This window comes from Hymenobacter mellowenesis, assembly GCF_030581005.1.
Lineage (GTDB): Bacteria > Bacteroidota > Bacteroidia > Cytophagales > Hymenobacteraceae > Hymenobacter > Hymenobacter mellowenesis.
The window spans coordinates 533,239-553,296 of sequence record NZ_JAUQSX010000002.1; the positions used below are offsets into that span (position 1 = coordinate 533,239).

At 58.2% G+C, this 20,058-nt stretch carries 21 protein-coding genes; 6 read left to right on the plus strand and 15 right to left on the minus strand.

What is annotated here, in order from left to right; translation table 11 throughout:
• Positions 1–20 precede the first annotated feature (20 nt).
• From Q5H92_RS06250 to Q5H92_RS06265, 4 genes are all read right to left on the minus strand, one after another.
• Positions 21–1,406, minus strand: a complete 1,386-nt coding sequence (locus Q5H92_RS06250) for a protein kinase (protein ID WP_305010637.1) — start codon at positions 1,404–1,406, stop codon at positions 21–23.
• Positions 1,407–1,518: 112 nt separating this feature from the next.
• Positions 1,519–1,974 (minus strand): hypothetical protein, encoded by a 456-nt coding sequence (locus tag Q5H92_RS06255; protein ID WP_305010638.1) that lies wholly within the window; start codon positions 1,972–1,974, stop codon positions 1,519–1,521.
• A 9-nt stretch (positions 1,975–1,983) separates the two neighbouring features.
• A complete protein-coding gene (locus tag Q5H92_RS06260; protein WP_305010639.1) occupies positions 1,984–2,247 on the minus strand; it encodes a hypothetical protein in 264 nt (87 codons plus the stop codon).
• A gap of 373 nt (positions 2,248–2,620) precedes the next feature.
• Positions 2,621–2,914, minus strand: a complete 294-nt coding sequence (locus tag Q5H92_RS06265; RefSeq protein WP_305010640.1) for a hypothetical protein — start codon at positions 2,912–2,914, stop codon at positions 2,621–2,623.
• A gap of 144 nt (positions 2,915–3,058) precedes the next feature.
• Between Q5H92_RS06265 and Q5H92_RS06270 the strand changes: the two genes are divergently transcribed.
• Together Q5H92_RS06270 and Q5H92_RS06275 are read left to right on the plus strand one after the other, a co-directional pair.
• Complete coding sequence (locus tag Q5H92_RS06270; RefSeq protein WP_305010641.1) at positions 3,059–3,232, plus strand: hypothetical protein; 174 nt, start codon at positions 3,059–3,061, stop codon at positions 3,230–3,232.
• Positions 3,233–3,286: 54 nt separating this feature from the next.
• Positions 3,287–3,535, plus strand: coding sequence for a hypothetical protein (locus tag Q5H92_RS06275; RefSeq protein ID WP_305010642.1), 249 nt, complete (start codon positions 3,287–3,289; stop codon positions 3,533–3,535).
• A gap of 3 nt (positions 3,536–3,538) precedes the next feature.
• On the opposite strand, the gene Q5H92_RS06280 is transcribed toward Q5H92_RS06275, so the two are convergent.
• Positions 3,539–7,075 (minus strand): UvrD-helicase domain-containing protein, encoded by a 3,537-nt coding sequence (locus Q5H92_RS06280; protein ID WP_305010643.1) that lies wholly within the window; start codon positions 7,073–7,075, stop codon positions 3,539–3,541.
• Between the two features lie 39 nt (positions 7,076–7,114).
• Here Q5H92_RS06280 and Q5H92_RS06285 point away from each other — a divergent pair, with 39 nt between their 5' ends.
• Positions 7,115–7,570, plus strand: a complete 456-nt coding sequence (locus Q5H92_RS06285) for an early set domain-containing protein (protein ID WP_305010644.1) — start codon at positions 7,115–7,117, stop codon at positions 7,568–7,570.
• Here Q5H92_RS06285 and Q5H92_RS06290 read toward each other — a convergent pair whose 3' ends face one another.
• Positions 7,571–7,999, minus strand: a complete 429-nt coding sequence (locus Q5H92_RS06290) for an acyl-CoA thioesterase (RefSeq protein ID WP_305010645.1) — start codon at positions 7,997–7,999, stop codon at positions 7,571–7,573.
• Positions 8,000–8,278: 279 nt separating this feature from the next.
• Here Q5H92_RS06290 and Q5H92_RS06295 point away from each other — a divergent pair, with 279 nt between their 5' ends.
• Together Q5H92_RS06295 and Q5H92_RS06300 are read left to right on the plus strand one after the other, a co-directional pair.
• Positions 8,279–8,473: a cold-shock protein gene (locus tag Q5H92_RS06295; RefSeq protein ID WP_068239330.1), complete on the plus strand. Its 195-nt coding sequence runs from the start codon at positions 8,279–8,281 to the stop codon at positions 8,471–8,473.
• Positions 8,474–8,919: 446 nt separating this feature from the next.
• Positions 8,920–10,932 (plus strand): DEAD/DEAH box helicase, encoded by a 2,013-nt coding sequence (locus Q5H92_RS06300; RefSeq protein ID WP_305010646.1) that lies wholly within the window; start codon positions 8,920–8,922, stop codon positions 10,930–10,932.
• A 131-nt stretch (positions 10,933–11,063) separates the two neighbouring features.
• Here the strand turns inward: Q5H92_RS06300 and Q5H92_RS06305 are convergent, their stop codons facing one another.
• From Q5H92_RS06305 to Q5H92_RS06315, 3 genes are all read right to left on the minus strand, one after another.
• Positions 11,064–11,522: a PA2169 family four-helix-bundle protein gene (locus Q5H92_RS06305; RefSeq protein ID WP_305010647.1), complete on the minus strand. Its 459-nt coding sequence runs from the start codon at positions 11,520–11,522 to the stop codon at positions 11,064–11,066.
• A 61-nt stretch (positions 11,523–11,583) separates the two neighbouring features.
• Positions 11,584–12,825 (minus strand): BaiN/RdsA family NAD(P)/FAD-dependent oxidoreductase, encoded by a 1,242-nt coding sequence (locus tag Q5H92_RS06310; protein WP_305010648.1) that lies wholly within the window; start codon positions 12,823–12,825, stop codon positions 11,584–11,586.
• Positions 12,826–12,895: 70 nt separating this feature from the next.
• Complete coding sequence (locus tag Q5H92_RS06315; RefSeq protein WP_305010649.1) at positions 12,896–13,774, minus strand: NAD-dependent epimerase/dehydratase family protein; 879 nt, start codon at positions 13,772–13,774, stop codon at positions 12,896–12,898.
• 174 nt (positions 13,775–13,948) lie between these two features.
• Here Q5H92_RS06315 and Q5H92_RS06320 point away from each other — a divergent pair, with 174 nt between their 5' ends.
• On the plus strand, positions 13,949–14,821 hold the full coding sequence (locus Q5H92_RS06320) for an SDR family oxidoreductase (protein WP_305010650.1): 873 nt from the start codon (positions 13,949–13,951) through the stop codon (positions 14,819–14,821).
• A gap of 102 nt (positions 14,822–14,923) precedes the next feature.
• Here the strand turns inward: Q5H92_RS06320 and Q5H92_RS06325 are convergent, their stop codons facing one another.
• The 6 genes from Q5H92_RS06325 to Q5H92_RS06350 form a co-directional block, all read right to left on the minus strand.
• Positions 14,924–15,796, minus strand: a complete 873-nt coding sequence (locus tag Q5H92_RS06325) for a DUF1571 domain-containing protein (protein ID WP_305010651.1) — start codon at positions 15,794–15,796, stop codon at positions 14,924–14,926.
• A gap of 40 nt (positions 15,797–15,836) precedes the next feature.
• Positions 15,837–16,136, minus strand: a complete 300-nt coding sequence (locus Q5H92_RS06330) for a hypothetical protein (protein WP_305010652.1) — start codon at positions 16,134–16,136, stop codon at positions 15,837–15,839.
• Between the two features lie 24 nt (positions 16,137–16,160).
• On the minus strand, positions 16,161–16,688 hold the full coding sequence (locus Q5H92_RS26630) for a YkvA family protein (protein WP_369811122.1): 528 nt from the start codon (positions 16,686–16,688) through the stop codon (positions 16,161–16,163).
• Positions 16,689–16,777: 89 nt separating this feature from the next.
• Positions 16,778–17,968 (minus strand): hypothetical protein, encoded by a 1,191-nt coding sequence (locus tag Q5H92_RS06340; protein ID WP_305010653.1) that lies wholly within the window; start codon positions 17,966–17,968, stop codon positions 16,778–16,780.
• A 22-nt stretch (positions 17,969–17,990) separates the two neighbouring features.
• Complete coding sequence (locus Q5H92_RS06345) at positions 17,991–18,815, minus strand: type 1 glutamine amidotransferase (protein WP_305010654.1); 825 nt, start codon at positions 18,813–18,815, stop codon at positions 17,991–17,993.
• A gap of 120 nt (positions 18,816–18,935) precedes the next feature.
• Entirely contained in the window at positions 18,936–20,033 is a 1,098-nt protein-coding gene (locus Q5H92_RS06350) for a carboxylate-amine ligase (protein WP_305010655.1), read from the minus strand.
• Positions 20,034–20,058: the final 25 nt, after the last annotated feature.

Below are 20,058 nucleotides of genomic sequence, written 5' to 3' on the forward strand. Positions count from 1 at the left end.
AGGCCTGCCCCTAAGTCGTTCTAACCCAAGCCCGTCGCAACCTCCGCCAACGCCTGCTCAATTTCGGCCATTAATGGGCGAGCGGTGGGGGTGGGCTGCCCGCAGCGCTGCTGCAACACCCACAACTGCGCCAGAGCGGCTTCTGTGGCGGGCGTGGCGTGGCACTGCGTCAGTAATTCTTCCAGCAAGCAGGCGAAAGCCCGGACCTCCACCCCTTGCAGCGCCTTGGCATTAGGGGCTGTCACTTCAAAAAAGCAGGCCGCGCCGAAGTCGCCCAGCAGCGCGTTGCCGTCGGCGGTAGTAAGAATATTATGGGCGTACAAATCGCCGTGCAGAATGCCCTGGGCGTGCAAATGCCCGGCGGCGGCGGCAATGTCCCGGGCGATGCCAAGCACTGTGGGCAGGCTGAAGCGGGTGCCGGGCGCGTACACGTCGCGCGTGCAGGTGGCCAGGCTGGGCGGGCCGGCCAGGTTGGCGAAAGCGTCGTCAATCAGCTCCAGCACCAGTCCTTCGGCGCCGGCCGGGTGGTGGCGTACTTTGCCTTCTACCGCAATCAGGTTGGGGTGCGCGCCTGCCTTCAGGCAGGCCAGCATCTCGCAGTGCGGCAGTCCGTCGCTCGTCACGGCCCCTTTGAAGAGTTTTACGGCTACCGCTATGGCGTCGGTGTTAGGTTGCTGCCACCAAGCCCGGTAAATGACGCCCGAAGCGCCCTCGCCCAGCAGTTGCCCAAGCGTGAGGGTGTTCCAATCGATGGGGCCAATGGGCTGGTTTTGCTCGGCGGCCGCTTCCAGCGCGCGCGAAACCGGATTGCCCGCATAGGCCAGCCAGGAGAGGCGCGGCAGAGCCAGCAGCCACGTCGGCAGCTCGGTGAGCTGGTTGGCGGCGAGGCGTAGCAGTTCCAGATTGGTACAGTCGGCCAGCGTTTCGGGCAACTTAGTGAGGCGGTTGCCGGCCAGCATCAGCTTCTGCAGCTGCGGGCAATGGCCGATTTCGGCCGGCAATTCTTCCAGCTGGTTATCGGTGAGGATGAGCCAGCGCAGGGCCGGCGGCAGGGCCGTGCCCGGCAGCGTGCGTATCTGGTTGGCCTTGAAGCCCACCATTTCCAGCTGGAAGCACTGGCCCAGCACGGCCGGCACTTCGGTGAACTGGTTATCGGAGCAAAACAGCACCCGCAGCCGGTGCAGGCGCGGCAGGTCGTCGGGCAAGGATGTCAGCGCGTTGCCCGTGAGGTTGAGGACTTCGAGCGTATCAGCGAGGTTGAAGATTTCGCGGGGAAATTCGGTAAGGTCTTCGGCTAAATCAAGGCGCGTGAGGCCAGCAAGTTGGCCGGCGCGCAGTTGGGCAAGGGTGTGCATGGAGCAAAGGTCGGCGTAGCGCGGGCTGTGAACAGCAAAAAAGAACGTCATGCAGAGCGCAGCATCTTGCCTGCCACCGCTAACCTAACTGAAAGGAATGCTGGTGGCGGGCAAGATGCTGCGCTCTGCATGACGTTCTTTTAACTCATCCTCCCGCCCTCGCCTAATAGCTCTCCTTGCGTAAGCAACAGTCCCGCAGCTCCGCCTCGAACGTGTCCGGGTAGTTGGCCTTCAGCCCGTACACCACGGCTTGCAGCACCCGGCGCAGCTCCAGCTTCGCGGTGTCTTTCTGGCTCACCGACTTGCTCACCTGGGCGGCCAAGCCGCCGGTCTGGGCCAGCAAGGTTTTGTATTCATTAAAACGGGTTTGCCAATAGGTGGTGCCGAATTCGCGGCTGGCGAAAGGAGCTTTGGCCACGGCGGGCAGCAGCATATCGCGCAGGGCCTTGAGGCGCTCGTTGCGGTCTTCGCTGAGGGCGAAGCCGCCGCTTTTGCGCGTTATCAGCCCAAAGCCGGGCAGGCGGGCATCGGTGCGGGCCTTGTCGTAGCCGCTGTCTTCGTTGATGTATTTCTTCAGAATGCGCAGGCCCTCGTCGAACTGTTCGTCGAGCTCCTGCAAGCGCTGACTTTACGGGGTGCGGGCGGCGGCGGCGCTGCGCTTGTCGGTGATGGCCGCGCCGAAGTCGGTCGCCAGCTTGGCAAAGTCGGCCTGCGTTTTCCAGCGCAGCGCAAACCAGGTTTCCTTGCCCCAGGCTTCGGCCACGAGCCGGCCCACCTCGGCCAGCGGGCCGTCTTTTTTGGGGATGAGAAGTTTGGGGTTCACCGGCGCATCGGCGGGAGGAGTGGGGGCGGAAGCACCGGCCGTAGCGGGCGTGGTAGACTGGTCTGCCATTGAGGTAAACAAATAAGAATGAGGGATGAAGAACACCGCCGTACGACGGCCGGACTAAGGTGCGCAGAAATTTTGAGGCGGCAAAACTCCCCGCAATGGTTTGCAGGTGGCCGCGCTGACTGCCACCGCGGCGCTCAACAGGCGTTGGCGCAAGATGCCAAGGGCCGGCGAGACGCTCGGGAGCCCTTGGCGCCGGGTAACATGGCCCGTCGCGGCCCTCAACAGCCCATGTCACCTCGTGTCGGAGGCTCCCGAGCGTCTCGACGGCTCCCAACTTAAGGTGACAAGGGCTGTCGAGAATTCTCCCGGGCCGGGTGGTCCGCTCGCCTATCTTCGCCCCATGCGCAGGTAGTCCCCGGCCAGCGGTTGCCCCCTATGGTTCCGTAATAGTAATTGCTTCTGTCCTTGATAACAGGAAGTCAACAAGCTGCATAAAAATGCTTGCCGCTTGGAAGGGAGAAGCTAAATTGTCAAGGAAGTAAACACCATTAGATTTCAGCCCAACAACTACAGGTGCCCAGTCACTTGCTGACTCTGCCGCAGCATATCGTAGCGAAAGCTCCAACGTTTCATTTTCAGTAGCCGATACAGTAAAGCGCTGCTCAAGAAACTGCCGAGTTGCTTGAGTATCGAGCTTCTGGCATTCGATGAAGTATTCTTTGCCCATAGTTAGAAAGGCTTTTTGAAGCCATAGTTAGAAAGGCTTTTTGAAGCAGTTACGGAGGCAGTTCAGGAATTTCTAAGACGACTAAATGAGAATGTGATTCAGATAAGAAAGTAGCTTTGATGCAAATAATTAAAACGAAAAATCATGGGCGGAATCAGATGGAATACAGTTCATTTTAAACGTAATCCAAGTCGGGATGAAGTGAAAGCGCAGTTATTAGAAATTACGGGTTTAGCTCTGCGTTTTGATGAAGAATTTGAAGAGTATCTAAAAGTAATTCATCCTGCTCGGCCTGATATAGTAGCGACGATTTCTTAGTTTGAGAAAGATGCATCTAAGAGAGAAGCAACGCTCCGCGAGTTTGGTATTGTGATGGCTAAAGAAATAGAATTCTATAAGGCCCTACCGGATAGTATCGGTGTAGAATTAGAAATAGGACACATTGATTATCTGGAAATTTCTGCTTTGTATCTGCTAAGGCAACTTGGAGGTAAATGTGAAGAAGATTTTGACTTACCTGTATGGGCGGGCAAGAAATGGGAAGATATTTGGCCGCGTACACAATGGGGGCAATTAAAAGCCCGTTGGCATGGCTGGCGTTTTGGTACGCTTCCTAATTGAATCTCACACCTCCACCACTTCCCCCGTCCCGAAATAATAGATAACCCCGCGCACCTCCGCGTACCCCAATTGTTCGAATAGCGTGGCGTAGTTGCGCAGCAGGCGCTTGTGTTTCTCCTGCGGCGGGGGCAGGCGGAAATCCAGCAGCGTGACGCGGCCACCCAGGCGGTGGTGGGCTTCGAGGGAGGGTTCGAGCACCACGCGGTCGGGCTTGTAGTCGCGCAGCTTCACGCCGCCCACCAATATTTCGCGTTCCGTTTCCACGCTCAGGTGCGGGGCGAAGTAGGGGGCTAGGCGCGGGTCGCTCACCAGCGTTTCGAGGCTTTCGACCAGCGCGGGCCGCTCCTTGGCGCTCAATATCCCCTCGGCCACGAGCTGGCTGGCCACGCGGCCCACATCGCCGGCCGTAAGCAGGCGGCGCAGGGCAAAGTGCAGCTTGCGGTTCCACTCGCTCTGGGCCTTTTGCTCGTCAAAATCGAAGAGCGTGGTGGCGTGGCGGCGCAGCTTCAGGCGCTCCTCCCAGGGCGCGGCGGCGAGGTTGGTCAACTCGTAGGTGTTGGGTGTTGGGTGTTGGGTGTTGGGTTTTTTCGCAGCGGCGGGCGTGCCTTTCGATACGACGAACGACACCTGTTCTTCCTGCCACTCGCCGCGGCCCAGCAGGTAGCCGTGGAGCAGGTCGGCCACGGTGCGGGCGGCCGTGGTGGGCGCGGCGGCGTCCAATTCGTCGGTTTTGGTGGTTTTCTGGGGCTCCGGCCGCTTGCTGATGACGTAGAGGCGGTGGCGCGGCCGGGTGAAGGCCACGTACAGCGTATTCAACCCTTCGAGAAAGGTTTTCTCGCGTTCCTCGTCGTACTGCCCGCCCAATACCGTCTGCTGAATGCCCTTGCTCAAGCTCACCACCGCCACGTCGGGCATCAGCTCGATGGGTTTCTGGCCCGCCTCCAGGTGGCCCCACAGCAGCGTGCCCCGGTGCGGCTCCAGGCTCCAGTCGGCAAAGGGCACGATGACCACGCCATAGGCCAACCCCTTGGCCTTGTGCACCGTGGTGATGGTGATGGCCGCCCGCCCGCCCGGCGCGTTGATGCTGATGCGCCCCTTGCGCTCCTCCCAGTGGGTGAGGAAGTTGCCCAGGTTGTTGCCAAATTTTAGGCTGTATTCCAGCGTCAAATCGAGGAAGCGGAAAAGGTAGTCGCTCTCCCCGTTGCGCCCCAGCAGCCCGAACAGGTTCAGCAGCCGCTCGGCCAGCTCGTAGAGGCCCAGGCTGCCGGTTTCGGCCTCGTTCACGTCGTAGCCCAGCGCCCGCAGTTCGTCAAAAAACGACGTGCCGCCCGCCGCATTCGCCACCGCCGCAATGTGCCGGGCGCGCGCCGGCGTGGGGGCCAGCCCGCGCACCACCTTGTCCACGAGCAACAGGGCTTCGGCCCGCGCCAGCGTATCGGCCGGCTGATGCAGCACCCGCAATATGCTCACCAACAAATTCACCACCTCCGCAAATTCCAGCGCCAGCGAATCGGCCGAAATAATGGCGTAGCCCCGCTCTTTCAGGAACTTGGCAATGGTCTTGCTGGCCCCCCGCGTGCGGCACAGCACCGAGATATCCTGCAACTCATACCCGTCGCGCAGGGCTTGCTCCACCAGCTGCAGGGTGAGGTAGCAGGTGCTCTCATCGTAGCCCAGCAGCGCCTCGGCCGCGTGGCCGGGGAGGGGCTCGGTAGTGTAGGCGCCGGTGGCGGGGTCGTAGCGAAGGGCGGGCGCGTCTTTTTGGGTGAAGAGGAGTTCGACGTGGCCGCTGACCCCACCCCTAGCCCCTCCCCGGTGGGGAGGGGGACTAGTTTCTATCCCTAGACTACTGTCTTCATCGTCATTTTTATAAACCAGATTAGAGCTATAGCTAGAATCTAGTCCCCCCTCCCCACCGGGGAGGGGGCTAGGGGGTGGGGTAAACGTAGGTGCCTCCTGCCCAAAGTCCTTATCATAAATCCCCGTCACCAGCCCCAGCGCCTCGTGCCGCGTACTCACCGCCTCAAAAAACGAGTTATTAAAGTCAATAATCTCCCGCGCCGACCGGTAATTCACCTGCAACGCCCGCGGCTCCAGCTTCCCGCGAAACGATTCGTATCGCCCCCGTAGCAGCTCGCGCATCTCCGGCTCGCGGGCCCGCGCCGCCAGCGCCTCCGTGTTGCCCTGGTGCAAGCGCAGAATCTGCTCCATCTCGCCTCCGCGCCAGCGGTAAATGGCCTGCTTGGCATCGCCCACCGCCAGGCTGCTGTGCCCATTCGCCAGCGTATTTTCCACCAGCGGCAGCAAATTATTCCACTGCAAAACGGACGTATCCTGAAACTCGTCAATCAGAATATGCTCGTATTTCTCGCCCAGCCGCTCGTACAAAAACGGCACCGGCTCAGTAAGTACAATGCTGGCAATTCTTCGGTTAAATTCCGAAATCAATACCACGTTGCGCTCGCGGCTGATTTGCTCCACTATTTTATTTAATTCACTCAACAACGAAGCGTGAAATAAATACGGTTGCATCGCCGCCAGCAATAAATAATTCGGCAAATACTCGTCCCGCATTTTATCCAGCGTGGCCACCAGCGCCGTCAGCGGCTCGCGCACCGCATCCACCCGCGCCTTGTCGGCGGGCGACTTAATTTTTCCGCCGTGCCATTTATCCTCGGCCAGCGTTTTGCGCACGTAGCTGTTTGGCCCCGCGTCGGCCTGCAGCAGCGCCACGCCCTTCTGCACGTATTGGCCGATGCCGCTTTTGCCATAATACAGGTCGTCCACGCGCACATCGGCCTGCTCCAGAATCGCCGCGCCCACCTCCTGCGTCTGCGCAAACGCCGCCTCAATCTCCGTCCGCCGCGCCCGAATCTCCTTGTCCAGCCGCCGGAAATCGGCTAGGCTCAACCTATCCAGCTGCGCCACCGCCTCCTGCACCGTCTCATTAAACAGTACCCGGCCAAACCCGGCCAGCTCCTCCGGCAGGCGGCTCCAGCTTTTACCCTCCTCGGCCTGCCCCAGCGCATATTCCGCCAGCGTCTGCGACAGCAGCTTGCTGTTCGGGTCGCGGTTCACCTTGTCCAGCAGCGCGGCCACCGCGCTTTGCAGCACCGCATCCGTATCCAATTCCACCTCAAACGTGGCCGGCAAGCCCAGTTCCCGGGTAAACGCCGTCACAATCCGCTGCACAAACGAGTCAATCGTGCTCACCCCAAAATCGGCGTAGTGGTACAGCACCAGCCGGAACGTGGCCGCCGCCCGCCGCCGCACCTCCGCCGCCGGCAGCTTCAGCTCGGCCGCAATGTCGGCTAGCAGCGCATCCGTTTTGCCCGCCGCCGGGTAGGCAAAATTCCGCAGCGCATCCACAATGCGGTGCTTCATTTCCCCCGCCGCATCGTTGGTAAACGTAATGGCCAGCACCCGCTTGAAATATGCTGGGTCATCGGCCCCCAGCGCCAGCAGCAGGTATTCTTTCGTTAATTGGTACGTCTTCCCCGAGCCGGCCGAAGAGGAGTAGATGCGGAAGGAGGGAGGCATGTATATTTGATTTTGTTAACAAGCGAAATAGCAATAGTTATGAGAATCTATAAATTGCTGCTGCCTGTATTGGGACTTGTTTTGATAGGGGTTGATGCAAAGGCACAACAGAAGTTAATAGTTGCTAAGAAAACAAAGCCTATTTCAACTCCTAATTTTGTTGTATTGCCTTATTACGCCTCTGATTCGGATATTACCGGCTTTGAAAAGGAAGCGAAACCTGCACCCCTTAATAATGAAGAATTAAGTAAAGTAGAGATGGTTTTAATTCGTGCCGCTCAAGAAAATAAATTGAAGGTATATAAACGACAATACGTTTGCGTTATTGACCAGCACGGAGACAAACTCGTATGGGTGAATTGCTTCTGTCATGCATTCAACGATTGGAGAAACAGCATCCAAATGGTCATGGATGGAGGAGACTGTTTTTATAGCTTAATTATTAATTTAAGTACTGGCAAGTATACCGGCTTAATAGTTAACGGGGAGGCATAGCTAACTTGGCCGTAGCCAACTCACCATCTCCGCCGTCACGCGCACCGGCCGGCCGCTCTTGGGGTCGAGCAGCACCCAGGTCGTTTCCGCCTCGCACAGCAGCACGCCATCGGCGGCGCGGGTAAGACGGGTGTAGCGTAGCGACGTGGCCCCGCTGGTTTTGCCTACCCAGGTGCTGGCCCGCAGCGTCTCGCCCGCAAAGGCCGATTGCAGGTAGCGAATCCGGTGCTCGCGCACCACCCAGATAATCTGGTCGCGCAGCTCAGCCGGGCAGATGCTGAGCCAGTGCGCGCCCGCCACGTCCTGCACCCAACGCACGTATTCCACGTTATTGGCGTGGCCCAGCGCATCAATGGCGCTGGCCGGAACTTGAAAATCGTGCGAAAAAGCATGGGCGGGCGCGTCGGGCATGGGGGAGGCGGTGTGCATAATTAAGAAAGCCAGGCACAAAAGAACGTCATGCTGAGCGCAGCCGAAGCATCTCGCTTGCGTCGTTGAACGATTGAGTTACCACTACAAGCGAGATGCTTCGGCTGCGCTCAGCATGACGTGCTGTTTATGATATGTGCTGTTGTGGGCACCATCAGCGTCCATCGAAAAAAATATCTATCGACTTGGTCATTTGGAATTTCTGCCTATCTTTGACGCAACCTAAGACATCAAGCCACGGTGGCCCAAACGCTTAGGGAAACTCCACAACCAACCACCATGCCCACCGGAACGGTAAAATTCTTTAATGACACCAAAGGCTTTGGTTTCATCAAAAACGACGAAACTGGCGAAGACATCTTCGTTCACATCAGCGACCTCCAAGTTAGCTCGATTCGCGAAAACGACAAAGTTCAATACGAAGTAGCTCAGGGCAAAAAAGGCCCGAACGCCGTAAAAGTATCGCTGGTTTAATTCAGCCGCAGCTTTGCAACCCTAAGAAAGCCCGCCTATGGCGGGCTTTTTTTTGTGCCGTGTGGGGATGCCTGAACAATACAAGAACGAAAACAGCACGTCATGCTGAGCGCAGCCGAAGCATCTCGCGTGTGGTAGTAACTCAATCGTCAAACGATTATGATTAGTGGTCGCACGCGAGATGCTTCGGCTGCGCTCAGCATGACGTTCTTTTAAAATCATGTTCTCCACCCATTAGCTTTTCCAAAATAAAAATCCTACCTTTGCACCCGCATTTGAGGACGGCCCAAGTCCGCGCAAGCCTGAGAGAGGCGCTAACGCATTGGCCGCGTAGTTTTTTGGTTGTTTTTTCCCACCTGATTGTGACAAGGTAGTAGGAGGGAAAACGTCGCTGAGTACGGCTGTTTTCAGAGCTAAGTCTCTTTTCCCCCTTATCAACTCCACTCATGGAAGCTGAAAAAATTGTGGTTCGCTTTGACGAACTGAACCTCTCCGAGGAAGTACAACGCGCCATCACCGAGATGGGCTACGAGGAAGCCTCGGCCATCCAGTCGGCCGCCATTCCCGTGCTGCTCGCCGGCAAAGACGTTATCGGCCAGGCCCAGACGGGTACCGGCAAAACGGCTGCCTTCTCCATTCCCGCCATCGACAACATTGATACCGAGAGCAAGGACGTGCAGGTATTGGTGCTCTGCCCCACCCGCGAGCTCGCGGTGCAGGTTTCGGGCGAAATCCAGAAGCTGGGCAAATACAAGCGTGGCCTGATGGTGGTGCCCATTTATGGTGGTAGTCCTTATGACCGTCAGCTCCGCGCCCTGGAGCGCGGCGTGCAGATTGTGATTGGCACGCCCGGCCGGGTGATGGACCACATCGAGCGCGGCACCCTGCGCCTCGACAAAACCACCAAGATTATTCTGGATGAAGCCGACGAGATGCTCGACATGGGCTTCCGCGACGACATCGAGTTCATTCTGAGCAAGATGCCCGAGCAGCGCCAGACGGTGTTCTTCTCGGCCACGATGAGCAAGCCCATCATGGAGCTCACCAAAAAATATCAGCGCGAGCCGCAGATTGTGAAGGTGAACCACCAGACCATGACGGTGACCAACATCGAGCAGAGCTACTACGAGGTGCGCGGCCCCCAGAAAAAGGACGTGCTGACCCGTTTGCTCGACATGTTCAACCTGAAGTCGACCATCGTTTTCGCCAACACCAAGCGCATGGTGGACGAAATCGTGGCCGACCTGCAAGCCAAAGGCTACTTCGCCGAAGGTCTGCACGGCGACATGGGCCAGCAGCAGCGCCAGAACACGCTCGATAAATTCCGCAAAGGCACGCTGGAAGTGCTGGTAGCCACCGACGTAGCCGCCCGCGGCATCGACGTGGACAATGTGGAAGCCGTCGTGAACTACGACCTGCCCGCCGACGAAGAATACTACGTGCACCGCATCGGCCGCACGGGCCGCGCCGGCAAGAGCGGCAAGGCCTTCACCTTCGTGAGCGGCCGCGACATCTATAAGCTGCGCGACATCATGCGCTTCACCAAGGCCCAGATTAAGCTGGAGCAGGTGCCGTCGTTTGCCGATGTATCGGAAGTGAAAACCACGCTGTTCCTGAACCAGATTAAAGAAATCGTGGAGAAGGGCAACCTGGAGAAATACGTGGGCCGCGTGCAGCGCCTGCTCGACCAGGGTGACGAAATCACCTCGCTCGACATTGCCGCCGCGCTGCTAAAAATGACCATGAAGGAGGACAAGAGCGCGCAGCAGAGCCTCGACGCCAGCAAGGCAGCCGGCCAGGCCCGCCCCGGCTACACCCGCCTGTTCGTGACCATGGGCAAGAAAGACCGGATTCACCCCCGCGACATCGTGGATTTGATTTCGGAATCGAGCAACCTGACCGGTGCCAAAGTGGGCGACATCGCCCTCTACGACAAGTTCAGCTTCGTGGAAGTACCGTCGGAATTTGCCGACGAGATTGTGAGCAAGCTGGGCCGCACCAGCATCCAGGGCACGCCGGTTAGCTTCAGCATCGCTACGCCGGTGCAGGACGCGGCGGCCAAGGAAGAAGGCTTTAACCGCATGGGCGGTGGCGGCCCGGGCGGCTTCGGCGGCGACCGGGAGCGTCGTCCGTTCAACGGCGGTGAGCGCCGTGAGGGCGGCTACGGTGGCGGCTACAAAGGCGGCAACCGCGGCGGTGGCAGCTTCGGCGGCGGCGAGCGTCGTGAGGGTGGCTACGGCGGCGGTTACAAAGGCAACCGCGACGGTGGCAGCAGCTACGGCAATCGCCCCAGCTACGGCGACCGTCGTGAAGGCGGCACCGGCAAGTCGGGCTACGGCAACCGCCCCAGCTACGGCGACAAGCCCAGCTATGGCAACAAGCCGAGCTACGGCACGCCCCGCGAGTACGACACGCGCCCCGCACCCCGTGCGCCCCGCAACGAGAGCTTCGACGAATAGGCTATTCGTGAATGAACTGGATTAACCAGCTGTGACGATATAAGTGTTTATTAAGAAGAAGGTTAGAAGACAAAAAAGCCGCTCATTGAGCGGCTTTTTTGTTGGGCTTTAAGCAAGGATGTTGCTGCAAACTACTTCGACGAATCGCGCAGAGCTTTGATTTTGTCGTGGCCTTCTACTACGCCCTGATACTGCTTTTCGATAACTGATTTCAGGCCGGCGGGCAGGCCTTCGGCTTTCAGCGCGGTTTGGTAGGCTTTCTTGGCATAGTCTTCGCCGCGCTCGCACTCGGCGAGGATGCTGTGACGGTCTTTGCCGGTTACGGCCGATTTCAGGTCAATCCAGGCGCGGTGCACGGCACCGGTGATGGAGCCCTGGGCGCCTTCGTTGGTGTCGGGCTTGAGGTCCAGCTTGAACATCTGGTCCTCGATTTCATTGAGGTAGCTCGAACGCTGGGCGGCGAAATGCTTGAAGGTGTCTTTCAGGTCGGCGTCTTGTACGTCAACCATGGCTTCGGCGTAGCCTTTCTGGCCGTCTTTGAGGGTTTCAACCAGTTCGTTGAGCAGGGCTTGGGTGGCTTTGGCTTCCATGTGGAAAGAGTATTTTGAGGTGAAAGATTATGCCTCGTTTACTCTCTGTCGGCGCGGAAGGTTACACGGTCACTGCCGATGATTCCGCCATGGCCCGACCGGCCAGATAGCCAGTCGTCCAGGCCGCCTGGAAGTTGAAGCCGCCGGTGATGCCGTCAATATCCAGCACTTCGCCGGCGAAGTACAGGCCGGGCACGCGGCGGCTCTGCATGGTTTTGAGGTCGATTTCGGCGAGTGATACCCCGCCGCAGGTCACAAATTCTTCCTTATAAGTGGTTTTGCCGCGCACGGCCAGGGGCGAGCGGAGCAGCAGTTCCAGCAGGCGGTTTTGCGCTTTGGCGGGTACGTCGCTCCACCGCAGCTCGGGGCCAATGCCCGCTTGCTCGGTCAGATTGCGCCAGAGGCGTTGGGGCAGGCCAAACTGCGGGTTGGCGGCCACGGTTTTCCTGCCGTTTTCCTGCCGGAACTGTTGTAGCCAGGGCCGCAGGGTTTCTTCGGTAAACGTAGGAATCCAGTTAATCAGGGCGGTGCCGACGTAGCCCAGCTCGCTCAGGCGACGGGCGCCCCAGGCCGAGAGTTTGAGTACGGCCGGGCCGCTCACGCCCCAGTGGGTGACCAGGAGCGGGCCTTCGTATTGCAGCTTTTCGCCGGCAAGTACCACGCGAGCTTGCGGTACGCTCACACCCATGAGCTCGCTCAGGGGCGAGTTGGGCACGTTGAAGGTGAAGAGTGATGGGACCGGCTCGGCAATGGTGTGGCCCAAGGCGCGAAGCCAGTCGTAATTGGCGCTTTTGGGGTTGCCGCCGGTGGCAATCAGCAGGCGGCTCACTTGTAAGGTCTGGTTGAGCTTGGTGGCACCGCTGCCACTAAGTTTCAAAGAGAAGCTGCCAGTGGGCAAGGGCTGAATCTCATCCACGCTCACATTGGTAATGATGCGGACGCCGGCCTGACGGGCCGCTTCTTCCAGCGCCCGCGCAATGGTTTCGCTGGAATCGGTGGAGGGGAACATCCGGCCATCGGCTTCCATCTTGAGCGCCACGCCGCGTTTAGCAAACCAGGCAATGGTTTCGGCCACCCCAAATTGCTGAAATGCCGACTTCAACTGCTTGCTGCCGCGCGGATAGTGCGCTACCAGCTGCGCAGCCGACTCGCAGGCGTGGGTCACGTTGCAGCGCCCGCCGCCCGAGATGCGGACTTTGCTAAGCAGCTTCCCCGTTTTTTCCAGCAAAACCACTTGCAAGCTGGGGTTGGCTTCGGCGCAGGCGATGGCGCCGAAAAAGCCGGCGGCACCGCCACCTAGCACGGCTACAAGAGGTCGGGACGCATCAATATTCACCCGGCAAAGGTACGGCCGCTATTGCGCAGTAGCCGGGCTAACAGTACGCCAACGCTCCCAGCACATCGTCGTGCTGGAATTGATAGGGCAGCAACGAACGCACTAGGCTGCTGTCAATGGTTTTGCCGCTGCCGTTGGTTTCCTGTTTAAATGTGGGCGGTTCCAACCTCAGGTATTGCGCGGCAGCTGGGTAAAAATCGCGCCGCAGTGGGTGTTCCTGGGCACAAACATTGAAGGTGTGACCCCACACGCGATGCTGAATGATGGCCGATAGCACGCCCACCACATCGGTGAGATGCACCAGGTTGACGGGAGCATTGCCTTGCGCCAACTCGCGGCGGCCGGCTAGGAAGCGGCCGGGCGCACGGTCGGGTCCAATTAGGCCGCCCAGGCGCACTACGGTGCTTTTCCACTGGCCGTAGCGCGGCACGAAGTGGCCTTCGGCGCGCAGCACGTCGGAGGCGGCATCTCGGGTGCTGATTGCGTCGGTTTCGCGCATGACGCGGGGCTCGTCGGGGTACACGCTGGTCGAACTGACGAACAAAACGTGGGGTGTGCCTGCTTTCGCTACGGCCCGGTGGACTGGGCGCAGCAGTGTGGGGTAGGCCCCCGCGGCGGCGGCGCGGGGCGGCACATTCAGCACCAGCACATCGGCGGCTTTCAGCAGACGCAGGAGCAGGGCCTCGGATGTGGTATCAAATTCGGAGCCCAATCGGAATAAATGCGGCTGGATACCAGCGGCTTCCATCCCAGCGATGTTTTCGGGCGTGGTGGTAGTGCCCAGCACCACATGGCCGGCGGCGGCCAACGAACGGGCTAGGGCCAGCCCCAGCCAACCACAACCCAACACTAATACGGTGGGGAATTCCGCTCCCGATGTTGTGCTCGCGGAGCCCCCGGAAATGGAACTTGTCATGTCAACCCAACAAAAAAATCGCCTTAATGGCACGAAGGTGCGAAAAAAATAACTAATACTATATTCGGCAACCAAAATAAGTTGCCTGATGCAACGGCCGTGGCTTGATGGCCCGCCGCTAGTACCTTCGGGCGGCGGACTTTGCCGCGCTTCCCACCCTCATTCTGCTCCCGCATGAATACTCCCTACACCCAGCCCATGCTGCGCGACAACGCGCTGGCTGGCAAAAATATCATTGTAACCGGCGGCGGCACCGGCCTGGGCCGGGCCATGACCACCTACTTCCTACAACTCGGCGCCAACGTCACCATCACAAGCCGCAAGCTGGATGTGCTGGAAAAAACCGCCGAAGAGCTCCGCCAGCAAACCGGCGGCAAGGTGCTGGCCATTGCCTGCGACGTGCGCAAATACGACGAAGTGGAAGCCATGCTGGCGCGCACCATTCAGGAGTTTGGCGGCGTCGACATCCTGCTGAATAATGCCGCCGGCAACTTCATCAGCCCCACCGAGCGCCTGAGCCACAAGGCCTTCGATGTAATTGTCGACATCGTACTACGCGGCACCTACAACTGCACACTGGCTGTGGGCAAGCGTTGGATAGCCGACAAAAAGCCAGGCACCATCCTCAACATCGTTACCACTTATGCCTCCGTAGGCTCTGCGTATGTGGTGCCATCAGCAGCGGCGAAAGCAGGCGTGCTGGCCATCACCCGCTCGCTGGCGGTGGAGTGGGCCAAGTACGGTATCCGTTCCAACGCCATTGCGCCCGGTCCGTTCCCCACGGAAGGCGCCTGGAGCCGCCTGTTTCCCGAGCCGCTGGCCAGCAAGCTCGACCCGGCCGCCAGCGTACCGCTCAAGCGGGTGGGCCAGTTTCAGGAACTCGCTAATCTGGCGGCTTATCTGGTGTCGGATTTTTCGGCTTACGTGAATGGCGAAGTCGTGACCATAGACGGCGGCGAGTGGCTAAATGGCGCCGGCGAATTCAATAAGCTCGAAATGCTGACGCCCGAAATGTGGGACCAAATAGAAAAAACAATGCGCCGCTAAACTGCATTGTCATCCTGAGCAAAGCGAAGGACCTTATCACGCCTTGAACCGGATATGTTCAGGCGTGATAAGGTCCTTCGCTTTGCTCAGGATGACAGTGTGTTACAATTTGTAGTCCTTGTAATCTTTTGAGAACTCTTCGAGCGGAATGTTCTGATTAGGAACAACGTCAAGAAACTCGAATTTCTCAAACAGGCCTTTGTCGTCGTTCACTTGCACCATGATGGGCAAATACGTTTTGGGGTCGACGCACAGCACGGTGCGGCGGCCGTAGGCATTGGGTACTTGCAGCACTTTTCCTTCGGGAATTTTCTCGCCGATGGTCAGGTCGTTGCGGGTGATGACGCGGTAGGTGCCGCAGCCAAACCGTTCGGCCACCGACTCGATGGTTTCGTTTTTGCCAGCTTTGTAGCTCACGTAGCGAAACTGCGGGAAATCGGAACGCAGCACGTAGCTGGTGCGGCCTTGCAGCGTAGTATCGCCCACATAGCGAAATGACTTACTGTAAGAATTATCCTGCCGCAGGCCGGTGGTACGCAGCAAGTCCGAGATAGTGCCGAAACCCGCTTGCAGCGCCGTGTGGTGCTGGTTGCTGCGCATGAGTTTGCCGGTGGGGTCCAGGCTCAGCGTGACGTAGGGAAAAGCTGCCGGGTACACCCAAGCATCGCCACTGTTCTGGCCCTGCAAATAGAGTACTTCAACCCCTTTCTGATTTTTGATGTAAATGCGCAGCGGCTTGTAAGTTAGCTTCATAATGCTGCGCGCCTGATTGATATTGCCGCCGATGCGTTCCTGCGCTTTCACGGTGCAGCGCAAGGTTTTCAGGCCCTCGATGGCGGCGCTCATGCGGGCCGTCAGTTGCTCCGTGGTGATGGAGGGTGGAGGCGGTGTGCCAGCCGCCACCAAGACAAAAAGTGCCCCCGCTGCGCCTGCAAGCCCGGTATAAGTGAGGCAACTCGACAATAAAGTACGCATAGAATGGAAAAGGCAGCCTGAACTCAATGGTGCGGGAAATTTAATTTAAACTGATGTGCGGAAAGCGTGAGGCTGTGCTGTCGAAAATAAACAGTTCATCTATTTCCACTCCGTGCAAATAGCGGTACAGCGGAAATTGCTCTACCACCGCTTGCACGGCGGCCGCGTCGTCGCCGTTCATGGTCACCCAGCCGCGGCTGCGGTCGCTACTAATGGCGTAGACTTCCACAATTTTCTCGCTCAGCAATTGATTGATAAATGCCCGGTGCTGCGGAATAAGGGAGATAAACTCCTCATCGAAGGTTTCCGGCAAGCGAATGGAAACAACAAATGTGGGCATAAATTCAAAATGAAATAACGGCAATCATGAATGCCCCAACTCGGCTACGCTGGGCTGCGCAACGTCGCCTTCGGCTGGAAGGGCCGCGGTATCGGGGCCGGTAGTGGCAACACGCGAAGCATTTGCCTGGCCCCGCCCGTTCTGCTCCCATTCGCGGAATTTCGTGATTTCGCCCTGGAATTTGCCTACGTACCAGCTCACCAGGCTCAAATCATCCAGAAAACCCAGTACCGGGATGAAGTCAGGAACCAGGTCGATAGGTGAGAGAACGTAGAGCAAGACCGCCAGGCCGGATATAACGGTGCTACTGTCGATGTTGCGGTATTCGCCGCTGATGAAGCTGCGCACCAGCCGCACCAGCGTGAGCGCCACGTCGAAAAGCTGGCGAAATTTATTGTCCTTGCTTTCCTTATTGGCGAGCTTATCGGCTACTTCGTTGAGCACCGTGACCACCTTGAAAGGACGGCCCAGGAGTTTGGTAGCGCGACCAATAAAGACGTTGAAAAGCGCGTTTTTGGAAAGTTTAAGACCTTTTTCGGCGAGAGTGGACATAAAAGTCAAGCAAGTGAGTGAGGCTGCGTTTACGCGCAAGCCTCTCTGGGCGTTGTTGAGAGGTTTTCAAACACCGTGCCCGGCTCGCGCTACCGCTCGAAAAGCGGCGTGGTGCCGCCCACCCAGTCCTTGTCTTTATTGAAATCAACACCAATCATTTCGCCCCGGCTCAGCCGGCTCAGGCCGGTTAATAACTGCGGGCGGGCTTCCCCTTCGGGCCAGATGTAGAGCAGGCGAATTTCGCATTTCACCAAGCCGTCGGGCGATTGCACCACGGGCTCGTAATCGACTTTGCGCTGCAATAAATAATTCTGCTTGTCGGTCAGCGCATCCAGGTCAGCGGCGGTAATGTGGAGCCGCACGCCCGCACCAGCAAAAGAGAATAGCGGCTTCAGAACATAATTCTCCAAATCGGCCGGATATTCTTTTAATTCATGCAGAAAATAGCTGGGCGGAAAGAATGGCCCATGCAAAAACGGCAGCGTAAACTTGCTGACCCGGAAAAACCAATTCGGATGCCCAACCCATTTAACGTCAACGTCATCGGTTAATTTGAATTCGGTTTCTAATTCCGGGTAGCGCGCTAATTCATCGAATATAATCCGATTGTAGATGCGCTTAATTTCAATTTCGCGCCCGTCCTTTTTGTAGAATAATTGCCGTCCGCGCTTGCGAATTTTGGTGATGCACACGGCGTCAATTCCCCAGAATTTCTTGCTTAAAGCAAAATCGACGCGGGTTTTTTGCTTTTCCGGAAATAGCTCCAGCAGAATAACATTTTCGGCCGGTTGGTCAGCCAAAATAAATTCGCGCATCCGAGTCTGGTAGGCATCAAAATCAGATACGCCAATAAATGGCGTTACCGCATCCGAAATAGGATAGTGCCGAGCAAACACGCCGGGCAGCCAAGCCTGAAATGCGTAGAGCGACGGAAAGCCCTGCATCTCAATCAACTGAGGCTCCAGCTCGCCGTTGGCATCGCGGCACACGGCAAAATCGAAGGTCAGGAATTCGGGCCGCTCGTCTTCGTTTGGTACGCGCTGGTGGGTCGGAATAGACGCCTCGGTCAATTCCTTAAAATTGGGCTGCCCGATGACGGCGATGATGCTTTCACCGGCGGCAATCAATTTATCGCGCAGGCCCGCCGGAATAAATACCGGCGTCTCAGCCACCCGGAAATCCAACTGGCCGGGCAGCTGCTGGTCGATGTCGGCCAGCATTTCCTGGTAGCGGGCGGGGCTGAAGGCAGCGTTGAACGTGTGGCGGTATTCCGGAATCATAAGCAGCGGCAGGGGGCGGGGGTTAGGCGGCGCTGAGCTGGCCGAGCTCGGCCAGGGCGCGGCGCAGGAAGGTGGGGACTACTACCGATTCGGTGTGCTCGATGGTGGTGGGGTCGGCCAGCAGGCGCACCATTTCGTCGTATTTGGCTTCGCCGTAGGTGGTGATTACCTGCTGCTTACGTTCATCAGTGAGCATGTAGCGCAGCATGCCTTCGCCGTCGGCCTCGGGATGAAACTGGGTGCCAATGACTTCGGGCGTGAAGCGAATGGCCATTACGGCCCGTTCCAGCGGCACGTGGGGACGCTCCTTTTCCAGGCACAACACCCGAGCGCCGAAGGCATTCAGGCGGTCCATGTCGAGGTTGGTGAGCTGATAATCACGCGAGTCGACGATGTAAAAAGGCTCCGGCAGGCCTTGCAACACTGGCTCTTGCTCGCCGACGGGGGTGAGGTGCACCGGCAGCACGCCAAACGAGGTCGACTTGCGCCGGCTGATGGTGCCCATGCCCAGGTGCCGGCTCACGAGCTGGAAGGAATGGCAAATCAGCAGCAAGTGCTTTTTCGCGTCCTGCGTTTGGTTGTGGGCCAGCAGCGCATCGATGAAATCGAAGTAATGACGTTCCCAGGGCTCATCCGAAGCCAGGGGGCTACCGGGGCCGCCGCTGGAAATATAAATGTCGTAATCCAGGCCCGGTACCAGGTTTTCGGCCCGAACATTGAAGGTGTCGACATCGAAAACGAGCCCGTTTTCGGCCGCGCTACGGGCTAGCAGCTGCCGGATGCAGCGCATGCCTTCGTTGCGGGCGTTGTCGTACATGTCCAGAATAGCAACCCGAATAGCTTCCATAATTGGCTAAATAAAAGAGGCCGTTTGGCCCGAAAACAGAAAAAGCCAAACTTACGCGCCGGCCAAAAAAGAAGCAACGCCCACCGGAAGGCGGGCGTTGCTCATACAAAGATACGAAAACTACAGACCGTGGGTAGTTTCGGCCAGGATATAGTCGACCACCTTGCTCAGGTCGTTGGTTTCGCGGAAAACCTGGAGCTGGCGGTCGGCGCCGGTGCCCATCTCCATCATTTTCAGCACGTACTCTACTTCGTGGCGGCTGCCGAGGTCGTCCACCACGTCGTCGATGAAGTCGAGCAGTTCCAGGATGAGCTTACGGGTGGGTACTTCCTGCTGGATGCCGAAGTCAATCATGTTGCCGTCGAGGCCGTAGCGGGCGGCCCGCCATTTATTCTCCTTAATAAGTGCGCTGCGGTAGATGCGGAAATTGAGGTTCTGGGCCTTCAGCTTGTAGATTTTGGCTACCAAGGCCTGCATAATAGCCGCCACGCAGATGGTTTCGTCGGCGCGCATCATCATGTCGCAAATGCGGTATTCGATGGTGTCGAAGAAGGGGTGCAGGCGCACATCCCACCAGATTTTTTTGCCGTTGTCGATACAGCCGGTTTTGATGAGCAACTGGACAAACTCGTCGTAGTCGCTGGCGCTGTGGAAGAAGCCCGGGATGCCCGTGCGCGGAAACCGCTCGAACACCTTGGTACGAAATGACTTATAGCCCGTTTCGCGCCCTTCCCAGAAGGGCGAATTAGTGCTCAGGGCGAACAAGTGCGGCAGGAAATACCGCAGCGTGTTCATCATGTACACGCCCATTTCGCGGTTTTCGATGCCGACGTGCACGTGCATGCCGAAAACGAGGTTGGAGCGGGCGGCTTCCTGCAGTTCCTCTACAATCTTGTCGTAGCGGGCGTCGGGGGTGATGGGCTGCTCCTGCCAGCGCGAAAACGGGTGCGTACCGGCGGCCCCGATTTTCAGGCCCTGCTTGTCGGCCAGCTCAATCACCTGCCGGCGCAGGTGCAGCACTTCGGTGCGGGCCTCGGCGATGTTGTGGCAGATATTGGTGCCTACCTCCACCACGGCCTGGTGCATTTCGGCTTTCACCTGCTCGTGCAGCGTGACTTTGCCGCCTTCTACAATCTGCGAAAGGTGGGAGCGGAGCTCCCGGGTTTCGGGGTCAATGGTCTGAAATTCTTCCTCGATGCCGAGGGTAAACGTGGGCATGGCCATGAGCAGGACGAATACAATG

Excerpts from the sequence above, each read along its gene's own strand:
- Q5H92_RS06250 (WP_305010637.1), bottom strand. The coding sequence starts at position 1,406 with ATGACGTTCTTTTTTGCTGTTCACAGCCCGCGCTACGCCGACCTTTGC.
- Q5H92_RS06260 (WP_305010639.1), bottom strand. The coding sequence starts at position 2,247 with ATGGCAGACCAGTCTACCACGCCCGCTACGGCCGGTGCTTCCGCCCCC.
- Q5H92_RS06265 (WP_305010640.1), bottom strand. The coding sequence starts at position 2,914 with ATGGGCAAAGAATACTTCATCGAATGCCAGAAGCTCGATACTCAAGCA.
- Q5H92_RS06270 (WP_305010641.1), top strand. The coding sequence starts at position 3,059 with ATGGGCGGAATCAGATGGAATACAGTTCATTTTAAACGTAATCCAAGT.
- Q5H92_RS06275 (WP_305010642.1), top strand. The coding sequence starts at position 3,287 with ATGGCTAAAGAAATAGAATTCTATAAGGCCCTACCGGATAGTATCGGT.
- Q5H92_RS06280 (WP_305010643.1), bottom strand. The coding sequence starts at position 7,075 with ATGCCTCCCTCCTTCCGCATCTACTCCTCTTCGGCCGGCTCGGGGAAG.
- Q5H92_RS06285 (WP_305010644.1), top strand. The coding sequence starts at position 7,115 with ATGAGAATCTATAAATTGCTGCTGCCTGTATTGGGACTTGTTTTGATA.
- Q5H92_RS06290 (WP_305010645.1), bottom strand. The coding sequence starts at position 7,999 with ATGCACACCGCCTCCCCCATGCCCGACGCGCCCGCCCATGCTTTTTCG.
- Q5H92_RS06295 (WP_068239330.1), top strand. The coding sequence starts at position 8,279 with ATGCCCACCGGAACGGTAAAATTCTTTAATGACACCAAAGGCTTTGGT.
- Q5H92_RS06300 (WP_305010646.1), top strand. The coding sequence starts at position 8,920 with ATGGAAGCTGAAAAAATTGTGGTTCGCTTTGACGAACTGAACCTCTCC.
- Q5H92_RS06305 (WP_305010647.1), bottom strand. The coding sequence starts at position 11,522 with ATGGAAGCCAAAGCCACCCAAGCCCTGCTCAACGAACTGGTTGAAACC.
- Q5H92_RS06315 (WP_305010649.1), bottom strand. The coding sequence starts at position 13,774 with ATGACAAGTTCCATTTCCGGGGGCTCCGCGAGCACAACATCGGGAGCG.
- Q5H92_RS06320 (WP_305010650.1), top strand. The coding sequence starts at position 13,949 with ATGAATACTCCCTACACCCAGCCCATGCTGCGCGACAACGCGCTGGCT.
- Q5H92_RS06325 (WP_305010651.1), bottom strand. The coding sequence starts at position 15,796 with ATGCGTACTTTATTGTCGAGTTGCCTCACTTATACCGGGCTTGCAGGC.
- Q5H92_RS06330 (WP_305010652.1), bottom strand. The coding sequence starts at position 16,136 with ATGCCCACATTTGTTGTTTCCATTCGCTTGCCGGAAACCTTCGATGAG.
- Q5H92_RS26630 (WP_369811122.1), bottom strand. The coding sequence starts at position 16,688 with ATGTCCACTCTCGCCGAAAAAGGTCTTAAACTTTCCAAAAACGCGCTT.
- Q5H92_RS06340 (WP_305010653.1), bottom strand. The coding sequence starts at position 17,968 with ATGATTCCGGAATACCGCCACACGTTCAACGCTGCCTTCAGCCCCGCC.
- Q5H92_RS06345 (WP_305010654.1), bottom strand. The coding sequence starts at position 18,815 with ATGGAAGCTATTCGGGTTGCTATTCTGGACATGTACGACAACGCCCGC.
- Q5H92_RS06350 (WP_305010655.1), bottom strand. The coding sequence starts at position 20,033 with ATGCCCACGTTTACCCTCGGCATCGAGGAAGAATTTCAGACCATTGAC.